The following is a 20,331-nucleotide window of genomic DNA, read 5'->3' on the forward strand; positions in this document are numbered from 1 at the left end:
TTTAGGACAGGTAAAAAACCTAGACTACAAAAGACGGATAAATGCAAAAGCATTTATCCGTTTTCATAGTATCAAATAGGTATTTTTCTTAGTTATCGTCCACGGCGTCCTCTACTTCATCACCCACTTCCTCTACGCCGTCTTCTATACCTTCACCAACTTCTTCGATACCATCTTCAATTTTCTCTCCTGCCGTTTTGTCTTCCCTACAAGCGGCAACTAAACAAATAGTAGCCAAGGTCAACAAAAACATAACCATAGATTTTCTCATAATTTTTGTGATTTTAAAGGTTACAGTATTTTTTTTCCCCTAAACAGCGATACTACAAAAAGTATCAAGAATATAAAGAACAAGATTTTAGCGATACTTGCCGCACCAGCAGCAATTCCACCAAAGCCGAACACTGCGGCGATTATGGCAAGGATTATAAATGTAATTGTCCAACGTAACATATAATATGGTTTTAGTTAATAATTCAGTTAAGGAGTGGATGGTTATATCCATCACCAATACAAAGATGCGATAATACAGGTTGATCGGTTAATGGTATCGATTGAATTCTTGACCCATTTCCAAAAACAATCTTATTTTATTTATAATCACTTTGAATAAGATAATTTGACTGCTTTTCCCAAAGAATGCTTTTTTGAATGAATAGAAACAAAACCACTAAAGAATAATAACAAATGACCTATCTTTAAAGAATTCCTATGATGGGTAGATGAAAAACAAAATTGAGATAAGGGATTTAGATGTTCGGGATGTAGTAAAGGACATTGCGGATACGTTGGGGACAGCTTATGAGGAGGATAATAACGAAATGTGTTTTGATATTCCTGAAGAAATTGGAAAGGGTTATGTCAAAGCGGTTTCATTTTCACATGGTGTAGGCATTATTGATTTGGATATCCATCTAAAGAAGGAAGTTCATCTTTTGACAAACCAATCCTCAGTTCAGCCCTTAAAGATTATTTTCAACAGGGAATCTTCCATCGAGCACAGGTTTGAAGGAAAGTCAAAAATACGGGAGATACGGCATTTGGAGAGCGCCATCCTTTCCTGCAATAGCAAGCATGGCCATACCATCACCCTTCCCGCCAACCAACCCATTTGTTTTTTTAGCCTAGAAATCAATAGGAAGCTTTTTGAAGAGAAAATAGAGGATTTCCTACCCGATATGAATCCCGAATTGGAAGGGCTCTTCCGCGATGTGAACGGCATTAATCTATTTTTTCATAAAGGGCATTATACTTTGGACATAGCCAAATGTATAGAACAATGTATAGATAGCGAATTGGTCGGTTTTACGCGATCCGTTTTCCTAGAAGGCAAGGCCTATGAGATCTTGGCGCATCACCTTAGACAATATCTGGATGATCTTACCGATCCTGACAAGCGTAAAATTTTAAGACAGGCAACGGTAGAAAAAATTGAAAAAGCGGCCAACATCATTGAGGAAGAACTGGAAAGTATGGATAATATTATTGCTTTGGCCCGAAGGGTAGGACTAAACCAAAATACACTACAAAACGGGTTTAAACATTTGTATGGCATGTCCGTAAACCAATATATTCGCAACGCTCGGATAGAAATGGCTAAAAACCTCATGGAGAACACGGATTTGAATATCACTGAAATTACCTATAAAATAGGAATCAATTCCCGCAGCTATTTTTCTAAACTGTTTAAGAACCGCTATGCCATGACCCCAACCCAATACCTTCAAAAATTAAGGGGAAATAGAAACAAAACTGCCAAGATTGCATAAGGCCAAAGTGCCACCTCTTGTACTCAAGAACGGTATTTTGCTTAACTTCTTAACAAAATTATAATCATTAAAGGACCCATTTGTGTTATTTTAAGTTTCAAATTTGTTAATGCTCCAGGACGCTCCATAGTTCCTTTGCACTACAAAATCAAAATTGTAGTTAGAAGGGGTTTAACATGCGAGAGATTGTCATTACAAGTACTAAGGAAGAAGCCATACTAGAGCAGCTTAACCTGTGCCTGGAGGGAAATCTTAACGAAGAATGGGGAGAACGGGTGCTGGAATTTGCCAACGGAATAGGAAAGGGAGTAATACGGAACATATCTTTTGATTGGGGAGTTTCCTTACTGGATTGTACCCTTAATTTCAATGAGGATATAAAGATAGTTTTTAAGACGAACAGCATTTCACCAGTGGAGTTTGTTTTCATTTCCAAGGGATCATTTAAATATAAGGAGGAGGATACGGAAGAGTATGTTGATTTGGAACAGTATCAAAATATTATCATTGCACCCAAGCGATATTCCAAGAAAACTTTTGTCTTTCCCCCTTACCAGGAGATAAAGGTCAATTTTATTCGAATTGTTAGAAAAGAATACCTCAAGAAGAAAAATAACAATGTAACCTATCTCAATGAATTATTATTATCCCTGTTCAAGGAAGAAGAGGCTTCTTTTCCCTATAGGCATAAAGGAAATTATAGTCTTAAAATTGCCGATGAGATAAAGGCTTTGCAGAATTCTTATGACAGTGGTATTATCCGTACCTTATCATTGGAAGGAAGGTTGTATCTAGTTCTGGCCATGCAACTTATGGAACATCATGACTTTGAGACAGGGAGTACCTTGCCAGAATCCTTATGCAAGGAAGATATTAAAAAGATTCATCGATTATCGGATTTTATAGTAGATCAGATTGCCAGCCCTATCTCGGTACAAATTTTATCGGAGGAATCAGGACTAAGCCCTAAAAAGCTTCAGCTAGGCTTTCAAGTTCTCTATTCCAAGTCAGTAAACGAATATGTGCGTCAACTTAAATTGGAAATCTCAAGGGATTACCTGGGAAACACCGACTTATCCGTATCCGAAATCGTATATGCCGTGGGTATCAAAAGTAGAAGTTATTTTTCCAAGATTTTTTCGGAGGCTTATGGTGTTTTACCTACCGAATATAGGAAGCAATTAAAGGGAAGTAAGCGTTAGTTTTCATACACCCGGAGGAAGATTAGGATAATCATAGGGTTCAAGCATACTATCATATGAAATATTCCTATTAAAAAACTCCTTGGCAATAGGATTTGCGTGTAAATTAAGCCTTTTAGGTTCTCTGACCAATTGTTTCGCCTTATCCGGTGACGTTCCTTTATCCAGCCATAGCCTGGCCTGTTTACGAGGAATGATTATAGGCATACAATCTACCACATTTTGAAATCTTTTTACAAAAGAACTAGCCTCGCCCACCAATAAAGAACATGTTATGAATCCATCTTCCAACACATTATAAATCCCTGCCAGAAAAAAGGGTTCCTCCGATTTGAGTCCAATATAATAAGGATATACCTCACCATTTCTTAAGTAGGATGTGAAAAAGCCAGTGACTAAGATTAGGCATCTGCGCTGTTCGAACGCCGATACAAACCATAATTCAGAATCCAATTGACTTTCCTCAATATTCAATGTGTTACAGGTATTTTGAAAAATAGACCAGTCATCATGATAATCCTTTGGCAATAAGCCCCAGATAGCAAAGGAAATTTGATGTGGATCCATAGTTGTAATTATCGGCAAATTGGTTTCGGTCAATCCATTAATGACTACTTCCGGTTTGTATAAATGGGGATGTTTAAAAGAAACTTCAAATAATCCTTCCATCTGCTCGCGCTTCGCAATATTTGATAGTTTAAAATACATAGCACTTTTTTCTGATGCAAGTAACAAAAATAGTATTTGAGCTATTGTTTCAAATGATGTAAAATGTAACCCATTAACATTTAATTGTTTAGCTAAAAAGTATAAATGCCTGAAAAACACCCGATAACGTTAAACATTTCTCTTAATTCGGTAAGCGAACCCTGATGCTTCACCTAATTTTGGTACACTAAATACACTTATAGTTTTAGGTGTATCAACTGAAATTTTTAGCTATGGAAACAAGAAAACAGAGGGCATTGCACGAGTTGAAACTGTTAAGCACTTATCTGAAAGGTGATGTAAGGTATGAAAGAGGAATTCCAGTTTTAAGAATCGATGATTCCATAGGAGAGGGGCGAGTATGCTGTGTTTGTTTGGATGAGGGTCTTGTTGCGCTTGAATTTGATATAAAATTAAATAAGGATCTAACCATTTGCCTGGATCGCGAGGATCAGGACCTGATGTATTTCCTGTATTGTTTGCAAGGGAGTAGTTTCCATAAATTCAGGAAGGAGACAATCATAACCCCATTACAAGAACTGCAAAGTGCTGTAGTCTCCAGTGATATAAATATGTTAAGTGAACTTCTAATACGAAAAGATGAAAGATTGGTTCTCAACGCCATGCGAATTTTTAAGCATAGGTATCGGGAAAACCTGGATTTAGATAAAAATGAACGGGATACCCATATGAAATCACTTATGGATTCATTTGATGGCGCTAAAGGATATTTTCATTTAGGGAAACTCAACTTGGAGATAGCGGAATTGATCAAAACATTGGAAGATGCCAAGTTTGCCAATACGGTTTCCTCCTCGATGTATTTTGCCGGAATATGCCAAATTATCCTTGCAAAACAAATAGAACAGTTTAAAAGGGAGAGGATACAAGGAGAGCTGCCACCAACATCATTGTTAAAAAGAGAATTGCAGGAAATAAGCGAGCTATGTGATTTTGTAAGGAACTATCCCGAATTGCAGCATTCCATTAGTTCTCTGTGCTCCAAATCCGGATTATCCGCTTCTAAACTCCAACAAGGATTTAGATTTATTCATAACATGACTATAGGTGAATATGTTAGGGATGTCCGGTTGAGAAAAGCGGAACTTCTTATAAGGACTACGGACATGAATATTTCTGAAGTGGTCTATTCAATAGGCCTCACAAGCAGGAGTTATTTTTGTAAGATTTTTAAGAACAAATACCGTTGCAGTCCTAAAAAATACAAGACTGGTGTTTTTCAGCCCTTATTGGATTAGAAGTGCAAAGGGAGGCCTGTAGACCTCCCTTTAAAGCCTTAAATTAAACTTTAATTAAGGTCCTCAAGCCTTTTTATGTTAGAAAGCCCGCCTTCTATAGCACTTTTTTGTTTCATTAATAGTGTTGCGGTACTTGGGGGGAGTGTAGACTCCTGAAGGACGTCCTCATATTCTTCCACTGAAGCTTTTTCACCCCTAATTGCCTCTTCCAACATGGCCTCTTCATTGTCTGAGGAGAAAAGGGCCTTTATATCCATCCAAGTGCGATGGGCCTTACTTGTCATACTGTCCCCTGTATCCACTTCCTGTCCAAAGGATTGAATTTCACTTTTTAACTCATGACCAAAATCATAACGTTCCTGTGCTTTGCGTTCGAAATAAGCTTTGAGACTGGAATTCTCTGTGTTTTCGGCCGCTTTTTTAAATCCTTTTTCGGCATCATAGGTTTTTTCCAGAAGGTCGTTCAATTTACTTCCGATAGTTTCTGAATACGTACTCATCTTTTCTAATTTTTATATGAATGGCAAATTATTTTGGGATGCCCGCCACTTTACATCCTTACTCATTTTGTCGTTGGTAAAATTGATTGCGTATTTGAAACTTTTTTAGTTTATCTTCCAAATTATGGATGCTGGAATGATTGGCTTTAGGTTTTTTGAATATTATTTTTTCCAAAGGGATATCAATAAAAGGTTCAATTGCATCATGGGGCTTGTCCACTTCGTAGAATGGTATCTCCCTTGAACGATTTTTACGTCTTTTAACCAATGAGACAAAAATTATTAAGGTAATTCCCATAGCAAAACCTATTGCTATTCCAGATATAAAATCAATCCCCAGCATTGTCGTTTAGTTTTATTTCCTTAAAATTAAAATACATCGAGTGGCCGGTATTGTTGAATAAGGCGAATTTTTAACCCATTTTGAGATACCATTATTTTGTTTTTCAAAAGGATCAAAATTTAATCCATTTGCAATCCTAATTGATAGTGAAAAGCGAGATATTTAGATTCTTTTGTTCATGTATTACTGATGAGTTTGCGGTTAAGCCCATTTAAATTCTTCCCACCGTCCGTTCGCTTTGTTTTAGGATGGTGGGATCCGTAAATTCAAAATTATTCTTATGATAGGGAAGGGTACGGTTGTAGAATGGAATTGGGGTAATGGTACCGCGAGGGGAAAGGTTGTGGAATCATATGCTTCCAAGGTAACAAAAACCATTAAAAACACTTCGGTTACCCGAAACGGGGAAAAGGGAAATAGGGCCCTGTACATTAAACAAGAAGACGGGGATTATGTTCTAAAAAGTGAAAGCGAGGTACAACGTGTAGATTGATAGGGATAGTTTACACGGCCAAATCTTCTTCGTAAACCTCGGCATCCTTTTTTTGTTGACCTCTGGACCATACAGCAATGCCAAAGGTAAGGACTCCTAATCTACCTCTAAACATTAACAGAATTATAAAGATTTTACCCAAATCGCTCAGTTCTCCTGTAATTCCGGTACTGAGCCCAACAGTACCTAAGGCCGAAGCAACTTCGAAAAGAATTTTTTCAAACGGGAAGTCTTCACTAAAGGAAAGCGTAAATGTGCCCAGAAATATGATGGATGTATAAAATATGAAGGAAGAGGTAGCCACATAAAGGCGCTCAAACGGGATACTTCTGCCCAGAAAGGTAATTTTTTCCGTCCTCTCAGCCTACTCTTCATAATGGCCAAAACAGGCACTGAGGTCTTCTGTACAATGGGCAGACAGAGTAAGACAAAACCAACAAGAACATAGGTGAAAAAACCATAGAACAAATTCTGCTGGGGAGACATCCCAAGTTTAAATCTCTTGTATTTCCTGTAAGTCCTTTTTAATAAATTCATGGAAAATGGAGGCCGTGTCGGTATTTAGTGCTCATTCAAATGAAAATATAAGGTAGCAAATCAAAATAGTACTGCTCCATATCTTAGTCGTCATTTTTTTTCTGTTTGGATTTTGAGCGATTCTGGAAAATCTAAAGTGCGAATAGGGAAGGGAATGGTAATATCATTTTTGTCAAATGCTGTTTTAATTAGAATGAGAGCTTCCGTTTTTGCCTTGGCCACTTCCAATGCGGAGGTGGAGTCTATCCAAAAACGAACCTCAAAATTTATGGCGCTATCGCCAAACTCTTTATAAAGAAAGATGATGTCCTCTTTGTTTTCCACCTCATCAAAAGCCTCTGAAATTCGTTTTATCACCAATTCCCTTACAAAATTAAGATCGGAGGAGTAACCGACTCCACATCCTAAAATTACTCGGGATTGGGCAGTTGTTGAGAAATTTTTGATAGGATTTTCAACAACTAATTTATTGGGTATATATACAAGGTTGTTATCGGGCTGTTTGAGTGTTACGGAGCGCAGGTCCAAGTCCACTACCTCTCCTTCAAACCCGTTACTCTCTATCCAATCCCCAAATTTTAGATGTTTAACATACGACAGGACGATTCCTGAATACGTATTTGCCAGAGCACCTTGTAAGGCTAGACCAACGGCGAGCCCAACTACCCCGGCACCGGCCAAAATTGCATTGAGGGTCTTGCTTAAATTTAAAATGCCTAAAACCAAAAAAAGTCCGAAAAGGATAATTACCACAGACATCAATTTGGATATCAAATTCTGCATGGAAGCTTGTAGCTTGGTTCGCTCCAGAATTTTGGATGATAACTTGTTGATATACCTGGAAAGAACGAGGGCAATGACAAAAACCAAGACCGCAATAATCAAGTTGGGCAGATTAACGACCAAGGCATCAAACCATGATTCGAGCTTTTCTACCATTTTCAGCCAGGCTTCGTTAAATTTTTTGTCCATTATTTTCCTCTAAGAACTGTTTCCTATTTAGTATTCATATGGTCTTGGTAGGCTTTGGATAGACTTTCTTTTTGGCTTGTTGAGAGGACTTTGCCTGCTATCTGGAATACTTGATGTTCTTCCTCGTCCAAATGGTGTTCCACCCTTTCCTTTAGATTTTTGGCGATTCTCAACCATGCAGGGGAGCTAAAATCAGTTTGGTCCAACTCTGTGATCAACTCATCGATTTCATGATGCTCAGCAATACCATGCCGGGCTTTTTCTTGAGTTTTGTCACTGTCTATCAAAGGTTTATAGAAATACCTTTCTTCGGCGTCGGCATGGGTCTCCAGTGCTGTCCTTAGGTTTTTAAATAGCTGTTGCCTCTTTTTTGTGTCTCCCGAGGTGCTCACCAATTGTTTCAATAAGTCACGTTGCTTATCATGATCTTCACGTAATGCTTTGAATATATCCATTATATTATGTTATAGTTTCTAAAAATGGAAATGGCCCCGGGTGTAGTATGCCAGGACCATTTACAAACAACCAAACCAACTATTTTGCGTAGATGACCTTATAATCCCCTACTTTATTTTTTAAGGTCTCCAAATCATTCACATAAGTATGTTGCGTGTTAAAGACCCTGTCCGGCTTATCCCCGACTATATAATGTTTTACTTCCAAATCGGGAGCGTTTAGTGTAACTTGGTCGGAGATACGCATTTTTTTATCTCCAATGGTATGCTGTGTTTGTGTTAGTTCGGAAATAACAAACAGTTTGTTTCCGTTGGCCCAGATTTCCTTTATGTTAATCTCATGTTCTTTGCCCGTTACCTCCGCCTCAATCATTAAGGTCCGTTCTTCCTTCTCATTATCGTTTGGCATGTCTACATCAATGAAGGGAACTTCTACCTGCTCTTCTTCCATGACAATGACAATTTTTGGAATCTCAACGGTTTTGGTTGTTGTTCCCACGTTTACATCGGCCCAATCCACTTCATATTCCGGTAATTCACCGGCGTCCGCGGTTACATCTACATCAATTTCGGGTAGTTCGCCCTTTTCCTCTTTTTTTATGTTACAACTTAATATGGCTATGGATACAGTAATTAGAAATAGTGCTTTTTTCATTTTAAGAAAGGATTTTAATTAGATTTTCTTGAATTTGTTACAAAAATAAATAACGGGTACGGCAACTCTGTGCTCTATTGATTTGTTCCTTGACGTGTTCGCAAAAAGTTTTTATTCCTTTAAAGAATGGCAAACGGAAAAGTTGGCAATCGCATTAAAATTATCACTGAACGGGATACCTTTTGATAATAGATTTTTTCATCTTTATCGTTACGTTTTGTTTATATAAAACAGCTTTATGGATCAAACCATTGATTTCTCCATGTTGAAGGCAATTTTCATCAATTGCACCCTAAAAAACTCTTCTCTGGAGAGTCATACGGAGGGGCTAATGCAGGTCTCGATGGACATCATGAAATCTGAGCAAGTGACCGTGGATTATCTGCGATTGGTAGACTATAATGTACTCAACGGTCTTTTGCCGGATATGACCAAGGAGGGGGGGTCTCAAGATGATTGGCCCATGATTTATGAAAGGATCATGGCCTCCGACATTCTGGTAATTGGCACGCCAATTTGGTTAGGGGAAAAGTCTTCCATTGCTACCAAACTCATTGAACGTTTATATGGAATGAGTGGTGAAACCAATGAAAAGGGGCAATATGCCTACTATGGTAAGGTGGGCGGTTGTGTTGTTACCGGTAATGAGGATGGAATAAAGCACTGTGCAATGGGCATTTTATATGCTTTGCAACATTTAGGATATAGTATTCCTCCCCAAGCAGATTGTGGGTGGATCGGGGAAGTAGGACCTGGACCTAGTTATTTGGATGAGGAATCCGGCGGCAAGGAAAACGAGTTTACAAATCGTAATACCACGTTTATGACCTACAACATCCTTCATCTTGCCAAGGCCTTGAAAGAATTGGGCGGTTATCCGGCCTATGGTAACTCCAAGAAAGATTGGGATGACAGGACCCGATGGAATTTTGAAAACCCGGAATACAGATAGCCATTTTTTGGGATTGTATTTGTTTTTGCATTCCATAAATAAGGTAACTTGTCCTTGATAATTTATAGACAAAAAAGATATTAGATATGAATCCTACTTCCACACTAATTTGTATCCCGGACATTAGCGGTTTCACAGAATTTATGGGAGAGACAGATTTTGAACTGAGTTCCAAGGTTATTCCCTCCCTTTTAAACAATATTATTTATTCCAATACCATAGGTTTAAAAGTCTCTGAGATCGAAGGGGATGCCATTTTATTTTATAAAAAGGACGAATTGCCTACTTTGACGGCCTTAGTGGAGCAGTGTTGTTATTTTTATACAGAGTTTTATAAGCAATTGGCCGTTTTGCGCAAACGCCATTCGGCAATGGACGATGCCGTACATATCCCCAAGATTCTAGGCTTAAAAATTATTTTGCATTACGGAAAGGAGGTAGGCTTGACCAAAGTTGGTAATAGCATAAAACTATTTGGAGAGGATTTAATAGTGGCACACCGACTTCTTAAGAACGATATCCCTTTAGAGGAATATTTATTGTTGTCCGGTAATCTAACGGATTACTATAAAGAAAATGATTTAGCTCAAAAATTTGAATGGGGAAATCTAATGGAACACTCTACTGATTATCCCCAACTCGGAAAATTGACCTATCATTATATTGGCTTTAAACCACTGGTCCAAAAATAACTGTAAAAGTCTTTGTTATAGGTATGTTATCGTTTCCAATCCATATCTTTAATCAAAGAACTAAATATGGGTAATTTGCCCAAACTCAAATAAGGATAAAACCAAGATGCTTTAAGTAATAGCTGTAATTCTAAATAGATGGTAGTTGCCCCAAATTTAAATTCGCCAAAATGGAAATAACAATTGATGCCAAAAGCACGGAGGGTCTTGTCAAACAATTGCAAAAGGCAATTGGCGGTACCATTACCGAAAGGTGGGGCGAGTATACCCTTACCGTCAATAATCTTACCGCCAGTGGTAATATACGATTCATCACCTTTGATTGGGGTATAAATCTTTTGGAATACGATATCACTTTTTTTGAGGATATTACTTTGGTGATGGATGCTTCGGAGTACAACCCGATTCATTTTACCTATTGTTTGGAAGGCTTTTGTAGACATCGGTTTGGCTACCAACCAGAAAGCGAGATCCGTACCCTAGAGCAATTTCAATCGGTTATTATAACCAGTAGGGATGGGGGTTACAATTATGGGTATTTTCCAAAAAACATCAAACTGGCTATTAATGTAATCCAAATCGCCAGAAAAGCATTCTTAAAAAAACGACTTAGCCCGGTAGATGCTTTGAATAAAAAGCTCTACGAAGTTTTTGTGGATGAGGATCATGAAAATGTCTTTGCCCACTTTGGCTCGTATGACTTGAAATTGGCCGACAAAATAGGTGCGTTACGAAAAGTGAAGACTAATGGGATGGTTCGGATTATGCAGGTTGAAGGCCTTGTTTATGAAATTCTATCCCTACATATTTCACAACATAACAAAGCCGTGAACAATGCTATGCCAGAGACCTCCTTACTTCGTAGGGAACTTAAGGTAATACGAAAATTGGCCAATGAAATTGCCAAAAATGTATCCAAAGAGTATACATTGGAAAAACTCTCAAGAGCATCCGGCTTATCCCAGGCCAAACTTCAGGAAGGGTTTAAATTGCTGTACACGCGCACGGTAACCGAATACATTCGTCACGCCCGGTTGGAAGAGGCACGCGACTATATTCGTAATACCGATATGAGCATTTCCGAAATTGTATATACCATAGGATTCAGTAGTCGAAGTTATTTTTCCAAGATTTTTAAAAGAAAATATGGGATAAGTCCTAGTGAGTTTCAACAAAACGTTTTGGTTCCATTGGAAGAATAATACAATAAAAAATGTGACATTAAGGCGCTTCCCTAGTAAGAGCAAAAATGATAGTTGCCTTATCGGAATAACTTTCGCACCAAGTATAAAATTCCATATTTCTTGACTGCAGAAAGTATGGTGCCAAGCCAGTTATAAGGACTTAAATCCTCTTTCACCTCATTTTTAAGACCCTTCATTTCTTCCCAAGCAATTTGCCTTTCCAAATGTAACCGTTTTAAATCGTATTTTATTTCCTCTAAGTTATTGTAGACTTTCATTTTACTCAAAAAAATCTGTTGACAATTTCTGTACTATGAAATTGTCGATTTTAGTTCTAAACCGATAGACCAAACCACCTAATATCAGGAAAAACAAACCTATGACCAAACAGGCCAAGATGGTATTTTCCATAAGCCTCCCCAGAGCCAAAATCCCGGCAACCGCCATAATAATCAGGCTTATGAAAAAAAGCCCCCCTATAAGTGCAATTTTACAGAATCTGCCCATGACCATGGCCAATTGCTGAAAAATTTTTAGCTTGTAATATTCTTGGGTTTTTTTGTAGTACTGCTCTCCTACGTCAACAGCCTTGTTAGAAGTATCGTTCAAGGATTCAAAAACGGACATTAGGATGTTTTCTGTAATTTTTTGTTCTTGGTTTTCAAGGCAGCCAATTTTTTCTCAAGTGTCGTAATAAGATCTTCGGTTTTATAACTTACATCGGAAACTATGGATTCAACTTTGGAATCCAAGGTCTCCTTGTTGTTGGATACAGTGTCCACCACTCTATCCTTAATGTCCAAAGCCTTCACTTCCAAGTTCTCTTTTGCTTCCAATGCTTTCTCGGTGACTTTTCTTCTTGTATTTACCCCCTTATCGGGTGCGTAAAGTATACCGACTATTGCACCGATGGCAGTTCCTGCCAGAATACCTAGGAATGTATTTGTGTTATCGCTCATTATAAACGGATTTTAAGGTTAATAATTCATTTTGAGGCAAAGCTCTGGCTTTTTTGCAAATGGGATTAACTCAAATAACATAAAGATTAACGGAGATACCACAACGCAAAAGTGTTAAGATTTTTATCGAAAGCATTAATTCGGGGGTTTCGATAATTGTAGTTTTATCCTACTAAACGTAATTATGATGAAGCAAGGAGAGGAAACAACCAAATTTGTAAAGGAAAACCACCATCCTACAGAAAAATATATTCTTCAAAAAAAAAGGAAAACCAAAATAGGCACCTATATAATTACAGCCATTCTGTTGATGATTATAGTAGCTTTAATTCTCTCGGCAGCGGATATACGGTAAATATTGTTCGCTCCTGCAAAGAGGTTTTTATCATTCCTTCCCGGAGCTAAAGATTCTAAAGCACGTATAGAATGGTGATAGCTTGTCCGTAATTATTGGCCGGATGGCAAAACAATCAAATAATAAATTATTCTTGGCCTATTTGAAATTTGGGATTATGCCTTATTTATTTTGAACCTACCCAAAGATCAGGTACTTAACCGTAAGGATTTAAGAGGCCAGCTTTAAAAAGGTGTATGAAATTAGAATTTAAAAGAATTTTCGGTCTTGCGGTGGCTTTTAGTATCTTAAATGCTTGTGCAACCTTTGATCTTCAATATGATTCAGAACTATCTGCAATACAATCAAGTGGGCAGGAGATGGTACATACATTTTATTTGTCCGGCGGACTTGGGAACGACAATGGAGAGGATTCCGCTATTCCCGAACTTTTGAAACGCCATCTGGATTCTGCCGATGCCTCTAGCACGGCTATTTTTTTAGGAGACAATATATCTGATGATGAAGACAATTGGTCCAAGGATAAAGCTTTGGTCGACAGTCACTTGAAACTAATTTCCAACTTTAAGGGCAAGACTATCTTTATGCCCGGCAATAATGAATGGAAGAGCTTTAACACAAAAAAAATTGAAAGGGTTGAGGAATATCTTAAAGACCGCGAGGAGGAGCGAGTCCGTTTTTACCCGAAAAATACCTGTCCAATTGAACACAGAGTTATCAACGAAAATCTGGACTTGATCCTTATCGATTCCAAATGGTTCATATCCAACTGGTCCCGTGTAGAGGGCATTAATGAGAAATGTTCGGATATCGTTACCAGAAGACGTTTTATTGAGGAATTGGAGGGATACATTAATGATGGACAAGGGAAGAACATTGTAATAGCTATGCATCATCCCATATTTAGCAACGGCAGATACGCAGGCAAGGAAACCTTTTCCAGTCATATACTTCCCTTACCAGGCATAGGTACTTTGTTAAATGGTATTAAGGATTTGGGTGCCTTCTCTCCAGATTGGTTAAACTCCAGGCGTTATAATTACCTTAGAATTATGGTTAGTGCCTTGGCGCAATCTTCCGACCGGATAACAGTAGTATCAGGACATGAAGAAAGCCTTCAGCATTTGTCTGGGGGAAATGTGCACCAAATCATTAGTGGTTCTTTGGGCACCACTTCTGCTACACATCTTTCAAGTGATAAGGTAAAGACGATTGGAGGAACGCTTCACTATAAAGGGCACTATAGCTATGGCAAAAAGGGCTTTGTTAAATTAGAGTATTTTGCGGATGGATCATCCCAGGTCACCTTTATTACCGAGGGTAAAGAACCGCATACGCTAAAAGTACTCCCGAAAATGAATCTCAACGAGGTTCCTACAAATTTTATACAACCGGAAGACCGTGAAAAAAAGGTTGCCATTATTGAAGATACCGAGGAATTAAGAAAGTCTAAGTTTTCAAAGTTTCTTTGGGGACAAAGGCATAGATCTTATTATGGACTTCCCGTTACCGCTCCTATAGTCAATTTGGATACCCTTTATGGAGGTCTAAAAGTAGTTAAGGAAGGGGGAGGGCATCAATCGCATTCTATTCGTCTAGAGGATAACGAGGGCAGGGAATTTGCCATGAGATCCTTGCGAAAAAGTGCTTTGAAATTTTTAAAGTTTAAGATTCCCGGGGTGTCCTATGCTACGGAAGATTATGAAGATACCGTGCCCGAGGATATTATCGAGGATTTCTTTACAACGGCACATCCCTATATGCAATTGGTAATCAATCCGTTGGCTAAGGCTATAGATGTAAATCATTCGGATACCAGATTGTTCTATGTCCCAAAACAGCTGGCCCTGGGCCAATTAAATAAGGATTATGGTAATGAACTCTATTATATAGAAAGGCGCCCATCCGATGAGCAAATGAATTATAAGGGCTATAGAAGAGTGGTGGACGAATCGGGCAAGGTCAACGATGTGGAGAGTACAACGGACATGCTGGAAAAGATTAAAAGCGATGAAGAATATACCGTAGACCAAAGAAGTTTTCTACGTGCCAGGATTTTTGATATGTTATTGGGGGACTGGGACAGACATCAAGATCAGTGGCGATGGGTCGAATATGAAAAAGAGGATGGTGATAAGGAATTTATGCCCGTTCCGAGAGACCGTGATAATGCCTTCCCGAAATTTGATGGTGCCGGTCTTAGGTTTTTAAAATTGTTTTTCCCCGTTACCAAACGTTGGCAATCTTTTGACGACGAAATTCAAAACGTAAAATGGCTCAATTCTGGGGGTTATAATTTGGATAAAGCCCTACTGACCATGGTTGATGCGCAGACCTGGGAAGAGGAGGCAAAATATATCCAAGAAAACCTGACCGATGCAATAATAGATAAAGCATTTTTGAGGCTGCCTGTTGAGGTCAGGGACAGTACCTCGGCGATGATTAGGAAAAACCTAAAAGGACGCCTAGAAAACCTCCACCACTATGCCGCCGAATATGGCAGGTTTTTGGATAAAAGCATTGCGTTATATGCCACGGAAAAGGATGATATTATAAAAATAGAAAGGCTTTCAGATGGAAGGACCAAGATAGTCATCAGGAGAATTTTGAGTGATGATCCCAACGAAAAATTTTATGAGCGCACCTTTAGTAAAGAAAAAACCAAGGTGATATGGATCTATGGTTTGGGTGATGATGATGTCTTTGAAGTAAGTGGTGAAGGGGAACATGAAATCTTCATACGGTTGATAGGCGGTTATGGCGAGGACAAGTATACCATTACCAATGACAAAGCCTTAAAAATATATGATTGGAAGTATGAGGAAGTGGAGTTTAAAGAAAAAAAACCATCGAAACAATTGACCGATGTTTACAAGACCAACACATTTCATTGGCGTTTTTTCGAACTTGACAACAATGTATTAATACCAAACCTAGGATTTAGGAACGATGATGGTCTCTATTTAGGTGCCACAAATGTATATACCAATAATGGTTTTAATGGAAATCCATTTAGACAAAAGCATGCTTTATCAGCAAATTATTATTTTGGATTTCAAGCGGCGGAACTTTCATATCAAGGAATTTTTGCCAATGTTTTCCCCAAATGGAATTTTGAATTAGACGGGTACTACACCTCGAATACCTACATAAACAACTTTTTTGGTTTTGGAAATGAGACCCCGAATTTTGAAGATTCGCTCGATATAGACTTCTACAGGGCGCGGATGGAACAACTTAAAGTGAGTGCTGGTATTGCCTATCATACCTTGCGTATAAAAGCATTGTATGAATCCTATGATGTTAGCGAAATAGCAAATCGATTTTTTAATCGCGGTAATTTGGATGAACGAGTCTTTGACCATCAAAATTATGTAGGTGGAGAGACCTCCTTATATTATTATAATGACGATGTCAAGGATTTTCCCACCAAAGCCATTTATTTTGGACTTACAGGGGGATATAAGGCAAACTTGGACATCCGGGAAAACCGATTTGGTTATTTGTCATTTAAGACCGAAATAAGTCATAAGTTGATTCCTTCCGGGAATCTGGTCTTGGGAACCACTGCCGAGTGGAGGACCAACTTCGGCGATGACTATTTCTTTTACCACGCCCCTTCTTTGGGAGGAAATAATGGATTGCGTGGCTTTAGGGATGAACGCTTTACCGGAAAGTCCTACTTTTATCAAACATCGGATTTAAGATTACGCCTAAAACGATACGTAACATCGGTGGTTCCTATTACCGTAGGTCTATACGGAGGCTTTGATTATGGTCGGGTCTGGCAACCTAATGAAGGATCGAATAGATGGCACACCTCGCAAGGAGGTGGATTTTGGGTAGGGGGATTAAACTTTCTCGCTTTCAATATAGGCTACTTTAATTCCGTTGAGGGCAATATGGTCCAAGTTGGTTTTGGCTTTGGGTTTTAAGTCAAAAAATCTACGGTTATTAATTTTAAAATTTAAACTATGTCGAATATCCTAGAAAAAGCCGAGCAAACGGTTACAGATTTATTGACCCATTCTTTGGGTCCGGAATTTCTCTTTCATAATCTTAGACATACGCAGCGCGTAGTTGCCAGTGCAAAAGAAATTATGGAATCCATGGATTTTTCGGATGAGCAGAAAGAAATTTTGCTGATTGCAGCATGGTTTCATGACGTGGGTTACACCAAAGGGGTTGAACGTCATGAGGAAAGTAGTTGCGATATAGTTGAGGAATTCCTAAAAAGCTACAACAAAACGGAGGATTACATCAAAGAAGTCCATGGCTGTATCAGGGCAACAAAGCATTTCTTTGAACCTACTAGTATTACCGAACAAATTATTCGGGATGCGGACGCGGCACATATGGCGCAGAAAGACTATTTAGCCGTTGCCGAGGTTTTACGTGAAGAATTATCCTTATTGGGAATAGCCTCCTATTCCGTAAGGGAATGGAGAAAGAAGAATATTGAAATGTTCCGGGCGGAGCATAGGTTTTATACCAAACACGCCCAGGAAAACTGGCAAAAAGGGAAGGATAAAAATCTAAAGAAACTCATAAAATCAAAAAAGAAAAGACTAAAACTTGAGAAAAAAGAGAACCTCAAGGCCAAACTTAAGAATCAAAGCCCGGATAGGGGCATACAGACCTTGTATCGGGTAACCCTAAGAAATCATATCAAATTAAGTGATATTGCCGATACCAAAGCCAATATTTTACTCTCGGTAAATGCGATAATCATTTCCTTGGCATTGGCCAATCTGGTACCTAAATTGGATAACCCTTCCAATGACTACTTGTACTATCCTACTTTTGTATTCATTATCTTCAGTATTGTCTCTATGGTAATGTCAATTTTGGCCACGAGGCCCAATGTTACCAGAGGGGAGTTTACTAAGGAGGATGTGCGCTCAAAGAAAGTAAATCTCCTGTTCTTCGGGAATTTCCATAAAATGCAACTTGAGCAATATAATTGGGCCATGATGGAACTGATAAAGGATAAGGAATATATTTATAAATCCCTCACTAAGGATTTATATTATCTAGGGGTGGTATTGGAGAGGAAATATATGCTTTTGCGGTGGACGTATACTATTTTTATGATTGGTATGATACTATCCGTAATTGCCTTTGGAATAGCATTAAAGTATTTTGGCCCGGAGCGCGTATTGAACCTCCCAGATTTACCGCAATAGCAAGAGGCTTTACAGATTATTTCATTTATGAGTTTTTGTGAAATGAAAATTCTGGAATAACGACATAGCTGATTAAAAATCGGTAATTCTGTACTATGCTTTTCTACTACCTTAATAATGTTATTTTAGAGGTGAGCAGTAGGTATATGGTCAAAAATTTAACTTATACAATCGGTTTGTAGCAATTCTTTAGTCTACCTTGTTCCGAATAATTGTTTATCGGAACATTTAACAAATTAAATACATAGCAATGCAAGAAAAAGAAAGTGAAAGCAAAGGGAACGCTTTAAGGGTCAATGAAAATACCGTAGGGTCGTCCAAACAGAAAACTAAGAAATCAAAATCAGAGGACAAGGGACAGGATGAAGGAAAAAACAAAAGCAACGCCTTAGAAGTTAACGAAAACACTAAATAGTCACCTATTGGTTTGATTTTTTCCAAAATACATCGTGGTGAACACAAAGGAAATCATTGTGGATACGATTTCTTTTTACAATACCTGAGATTGGTATAAGCCATTAATACCTTTGGATAACCAATCGCACCCAACTTATTTCCCTTTTTTGAACAATATCAGGAAAGCCGTCAGATATAAAATGTGATTTCTGCAGATAAAAAGCCTACGAAGCTTCACAATTTAAACGGTTTAGATTTTCAAAAAATTAGATAAGCAAAATTTGAAAATCGGAAAATTTTATTCGTAAAAAAGGTCATTTACAACATGAAGAGATATTAATTAAAAGGATTATTAGTCCTTCCTAAAATCGTAAAAGGGCTAAAATTTCCACTTCAAAGCCAAGGGATGTCCCTGTTTAAATAATAGCCAATAGAAATATGTCATAACAGTCGTTCTCGTTTGCCTCAAACCAATTTCATTTTGAATAAACTAAAAATTAATGGCTCCCAATTAACAACTTCGTTTATTATGGACCGTTAGTTTTATAAAACAAAGGTTTTATAGTGCCCTTTTCTTCCATGGGATTTTACCATAATTGGAACGAAAACCAAATTCTTTTTTAGGTTATAATTTTCGTTTTGGCAACAATAGTTGATGAACGAACTTCATTTTGTCCAACACGACCTGAGTTATTACGAATGGATACACATCTGGAATACCCATTGCCCGATTGATACTATTGACCACAAATGATAATGACACACAAGTTTGAACAATAATTTCAAAATCCTCAATAGTGTAGGGGTCTTTGGAAGGTGCAATTTTCATGTTTTTGGAAAATGTTTTATTATTCACTTTCAGACCGAAATAATGAGCTGTTTCCACCATATCCATAATGTGGAGATAGTGCGCCCAAGTTTCCGCCCAGTCCTCCCAAGGATGGGAAGTCGCATATTTGCTGATGTAAGAGCGGCTCCAATTAGGATGTGCTCCAGTTTCGTAGTACTTTTTTAATGCTTCGTTGTAGTTCTCTTCCTCATTTCCGAAAATGCTTCTGAATGACTGCAAAGCGTCTTGGTCTTTAGATATCAACTGCTCCCAAAAGTAATGGCCTACCTCATGTCTAAGGTGTCCGATAAGGGTACGGTATCGTTCGTTCATAACCTGTTTTGCTTGCTCCCTTGATGCGGCATCGGCTTCCCTTAGCAATATGGTAATGACACCATTGGCATGGCCTGTCATGATATTGGGGTTTTCCGTTTTAGCAATAAAATCGAAACACAGTCCGTTGGGATGGGTCATTTTGCTGGGTAGGTCAAGGCCTATTCTTTGGAGTTGATAAATAAGGCGGTGCTTGGCAACTTCCAGGTTCCTCCATTTTTGGAAATTCTCTCTATCGGAAAGATTGGGTATAGTACGATTGAGTTGACAGGCTCGGCAAAAGTCTTGTTCGGCATTTTTCGGCACAAGCCAGTTGCAGATATCATGCTCTTGGTTTTTACAATACCTATATTCAATTTTTTCTCTGTCAGAAATTAGCACTGAGCTTGATGGGTCGAAGGTCAGCATTTGTCGATTATTATCCCAGTAGCCTGATAATTGACCGCAATTCTCACATTTGGTATTTTCAAAGAATAGCGGGTTATCGCATTGGCCACATTTAAAAACTCTCATAGGTTTTCCGACTTTGAATTGGTGAATGTAATAATTATT

The 20,331-nt window shown here is 38.3% G+C and carries 23 protein-coding genes; 11 read left to right on the forward strand and 12 right to left on the reverse strand.

All coding sequences use genetic code 11. From position 1 onward, the window contains the following. Nucleotides 1-88: 88 nt before the first annotated feature. Together D7Z94_RS25305 and D7Z94_RS25310 are read right to left on the reverse strand one after the other, a co-directional pair. Nucleotides 89-271 (reverse strand): hypothetical protein, encoded by a 183-nt coding sequence (locus tag D7Z94_RS25305; RefSeq protein WP_120714461.1) that lies wholly within the window; start codon nt 269-271, stop codon nt 89-91. Nucleotides 272-291: 20 nt separating this feature from the next. Then, nucleotides 292-453, reverse strand: coding sequence for a DUF1328 family protein (locus D7Z94_RS25310; protein ID WP_120714462.1), 162 nt, complete (start codon nt 451-453; stop codon nt 292-294). Between the two features lie 269 nt (nt 454-722). Between D7Z94_RS25310 and D7Z94_RS25315 the strand changes: the two genes are divergently transcribed. Both D7Z94_RS25315 and D7Z94_RS25320 read left to right on the forward strand, forming a co-directional pair. Continuing rightward, the gene (locus tag D7Z94_RS25315) at nt 723-1,769 is read left to right on the forward strand and encodes a helix-turn-helix domain-containing protein (protein WP_120714463.1); all 1,047 of its coding nucleotides are present in this window, start codon (nt 723-725) and stop codon (nt 1,767-1,769) included. Nucleotides 1,770-1,945: 176 nt separating this feature from the next. Continuing rightward, entirely contained in the window at nt 1,946-2,971 is a 1,026-nt protein-coding gene (locus D7Z94_RS25320; RefSeq protein ID WP_120714464.1) for a helix-turn-helix domain-containing protein, read from the forward strand. A 3-nt stretch (nt 2,972-2,974) separates the two neighbouring features. On the opposite strand, the gene D7Z94_RS25325 is transcribed toward D7Z94_RS25320, so the two are convergent. Further along, the gene (locus D7Z94_RS25325) at nt 2,975-3,679 is read right to left on the reverse strand and encodes an SOS response-associated peptidase (RefSeq protein ID WP_120714465.1); all 705 of its coding nucleotides are present in this window, start codon (nt 3,677-3,679) and stop codon (nt 2,975-2,977) included. A 233-nt stretch (nt 3,680-3,912) separates the two neighbouring features. Between D7Z94_RS25325 and D7Z94_RS25330 the strand changes: the two genes are divergently transcribed. Beyond that, the gene (locus tag D7Z94_RS25330) at nt 3,913-4,938 is read left to right on the forward strand and encodes an AraC family transcriptional regulator (RefSeq protein WP_120714466.1); all 1,026 of its coding nucleotides are present in this window, start codon (nt 3,913-3,915) and stop codon (nt 4,936-4,938) included. A gap of 50 nt (nt 4,939-4,988) precedes the next feature. Here the strand turns inward: D7Z94_RS25330 and D7Z94_RS25335 are convergent, their stop codons facing one another. Next, nucleotides 4,989-5,438 (reverse strand): ferritin-like domain-containing protein, encoded by a 450-nt coding sequence (locus tag D7Z94_RS25335; protein WP_120714467.1) that lies wholly within the window; start codon nt 5,436-5,438, stop codon nt 4,989-4,991. A 623-nt stretch (nt 5,439-6,061) separates the two neighbouring features. On the opposite strand from D7Z94_RS25335, the gene D7Z94_RS25345 reads away from it, so the two are divergent. Further along, nucleotides 6,062-6,274 (forward strand): hypervirulence associated TUDOR domain-containing protein, encoded by a 213-nt coding sequence (locus tag D7Z94_RS25345; protein ID WP_120714469.1) that lies wholly within the window; start codon nt 6,062-6,064, stop codon nt 6,272-6,274. A 10-nt stretch (nt 6,275-6,284) separates the two neighbouring features. Here D7Z94_RS25345 and D7Z94_RS25350 read toward each other — a convergent pair whose 3' ends face one another. From D7Z94_RS25350 to D7Z94_RS25365, 4 genes are all read right to left on the reverse strand, one after another. Then, nucleotides 6,285-6,578 (reverse strand): potassium transporter TrkG, encoded by a 294-nt coding sequence (locus D7Z94_RS25350; protein ID WP_317125796.1) that lies wholly within the window; start codon nt 6,576-6,578, stop codon nt 6,285-6,287. 323 nt (nt 6,579-6,901) lie between these two features. Next, nucleotides 6,902-7,783 (reverse strand): mechanosensitive ion channel family protein, encoded by an 882-nt coding sequence (locus D7Z94_RS25355; protein WP_120714470.1) that lies wholly within the window; start codon nt 7,781-7,783, stop codon nt 6,902-6,904. Between the two features lie 23 nt (nt 7,784-7,806). Continuing rightward, nucleotides 7,807-8,238 (reverse strand): hemerythrin domain-containing protein, encoded by a 432-nt coding sequence (locus D7Z94_RS25360; RefSeq protein ID WP_120714471.1) that lies wholly within the window; start codon nt 8,236-8,238, stop codon nt 7,807-7,809. A gap of 79 nt (nt 8,239-8,317) precedes the next feature. Beyond that, nucleotides 8,318-8,893, reverse strand: coding sequence for a hypothetical protein (locus tag D7Z94_RS25365; protein ID WP_120714472.1), 576 nt, complete (start codon nt 8,891-8,893; stop codon nt 8,318-8,320). Between the two features lie 238 nt (nt 8,894-9,131). On the opposite strand from D7Z94_RS25365, the gene D7Z94_RS25370 reads away from it, so the two are divergent. The 3 genes from D7Z94_RS25370 to D7Z94_RS25380 all read left to right on the forward strand — a co-directional run bounded on the left by D7Z94_RS25370 (nt 9,132) and on the right by D7Z94_RS25380 (nt 11,739). Continuing rightward, complete coding sequence (locus D7Z94_RS25370) at nt 9,132-9,845, forward strand: flavodoxin family protein (protein WP_120714473.1); 714 nt, start codon at nt 9,132-9,134, stop codon at nt 9,843-9,845. A gap of 86 nt (nt 9,846-9,931) precedes the next feature. After that, nucleotides 9,932-10,537 carry a DUF2652 domain-containing protein gene (locus tag D7Z94_RS25375; protein WP_120714474.1) on the forward strand — a complete coding sequence of 202 codons (606 nt, stop codon included), beginning with the start codon at nt 9,932-9,934 and terminating at the stop codon, nt 10,535-10,537. A 170-nt stretch (nt 10,538-10,707) separates the two neighbouring features. Further along, nucleotides 10,708-11,739: a helix-turn-helix domain-containing protein gene (locus D7Z94_RS25380; protein WP_120714475.1), complete on the forward strand. Its 1,032-nt coding sequence runs from the start codon at nt 10,708-10,710 to the stop codon at nt 11,737-11,739. Nucleotides 11,740-11,798: 59 nt separating this feature from the next. Here the strand turns inward: D7Z94_RS25380 and D7Z94_RS25385 are convergent, their stop codons facing one another. The 3 genes from D7Z94_RS25385 to D7Z94_RS25395 are packed head-to-tail and all read right to left on the reverse strand — an operon-like array spanning nt 11,799 to nt 12,680. Next, entirely contained in the window at nt 11,799-11,999 is a 201-nt protein-coding gene (locus tag D7Z94_RS25385; RefSeq protein WP_120714476.1) for a hypothetical protein, read from the reverse strand. A gap of 1 nt (nt 12,000) precedes the next feature. Then, nucleotides 12,001-12,348 carry a hypothetical protein gene (locus D7Z94_RS25390; protein WP_120714477.1) on the reverse strand — a complete coding sequence of 116 codons (348 nt, stop codon included), beginning with the start codon at nt 12,346-12,348 and terminating at the stop codon, nt 12,001-12,003. Next, nucleotides 12,348-12,680 carry a YtxH domain-containing protein gene (locus D7Z94_RS25395; protein WP_120714478.1) on the reverse strand — a complete coding sequence of 111 codons (333 nt, stop codon included), beginning with the start codon at nt 12,678-12,680 and terminating at the stop codon, nt 12,348-12,350. The genes D7Z94_RS25390 and D7Z94_RS25395 overlap by 1 nt, the downstream gene beginning before the upstream one ends. A gap of 184 nt (nt 12,681-12,864) precedes the next feature. Here D7Z94_RS25395 and D7Z94_RS25735 point away from each other — a divergent pair, with 184 nt between their 5' ends. The 4 genes from D7Z94_RS25735 to D7Z94_RS25740 all read left to right on the forward strand — a co-directional run bounded on the left by D7Z94_RS25735 (nt 12,865) and on the right by D7Z94_RS25740 (nt 18,636). After that, nucleotides 12,865-13,035 (forward strand): hypothetical protein, encoded by a 171-nt coding sequence (locus D7Z94_RS25735; RefSeq protein ID WP_158594733.1) that lies wholly within the window; start codon nt 12,865-12,867, stop codon nt 13,033-13,035. Between the two features lie 236 nt (nt 13,036-13,271). Further along, nucleotides 13,272-16,970, forward strand: coding sequence for a BamA/TamA family outer membrane protein (locus tag D7Z94_RS25400; protein ID WP_120714479.1), 3,699 nt, complete (start codon nt 13,272-13,274; stop codon nt 16,968-16,970). 39 nt (nt 16,971-17,009) lie between these two features. Continuing rightward, complete coding sequence (locus D7Z94_RS25405; RefSeq protein WP_120714480.1) at nt 17,010-18,221, forward strand: Pycsar system effector family protein; 1,212 nt, start codon at nt 17,010-17,012, stop codon at nt 18,219-18,221. A gap of 250 nt (nt 18,222-18,471) precedes the next feature. After that, entirely contained in the window at nt 18,472-18,636 is a 165-nt protein-coding gene (locus tag D7Z94_RS25740; RefSeq protein ID WP_158594734.1) for a hypothetical protein, read from the forward strand. Nucleotides 18,637-19,242: 606 nt separating this feature from the next. On the opposite strand, the gene D7Z94_RS25410 is transcribed toward D7Z94_RS25740, so the two are convergent. Beyond that, on the reverse strand, nt 19,243-20,292 hold the full coding sequence (locus D7Z94_RS25410; RefSeq protein ID WP_120714481.1) for a zinc-binding metallopeptidase family protein: 1,050 nt from the start codon (nt 20,290-20,292) through the stop codon (nt 19,243-19,245). Nucleotides 20,293-20,331 lie beyond the last annotated feature (39 nt).

The sequence above is a fragment of the Ulvibacterium marinum genome, assembly GCF_003626755.1.
Lineage (GTDB): Bacteria > Bacteroidota > Bacteroidia > Flavobacteriales > Flavobacteriaceae > Ulvibacterium > Ulvibacterium marinum.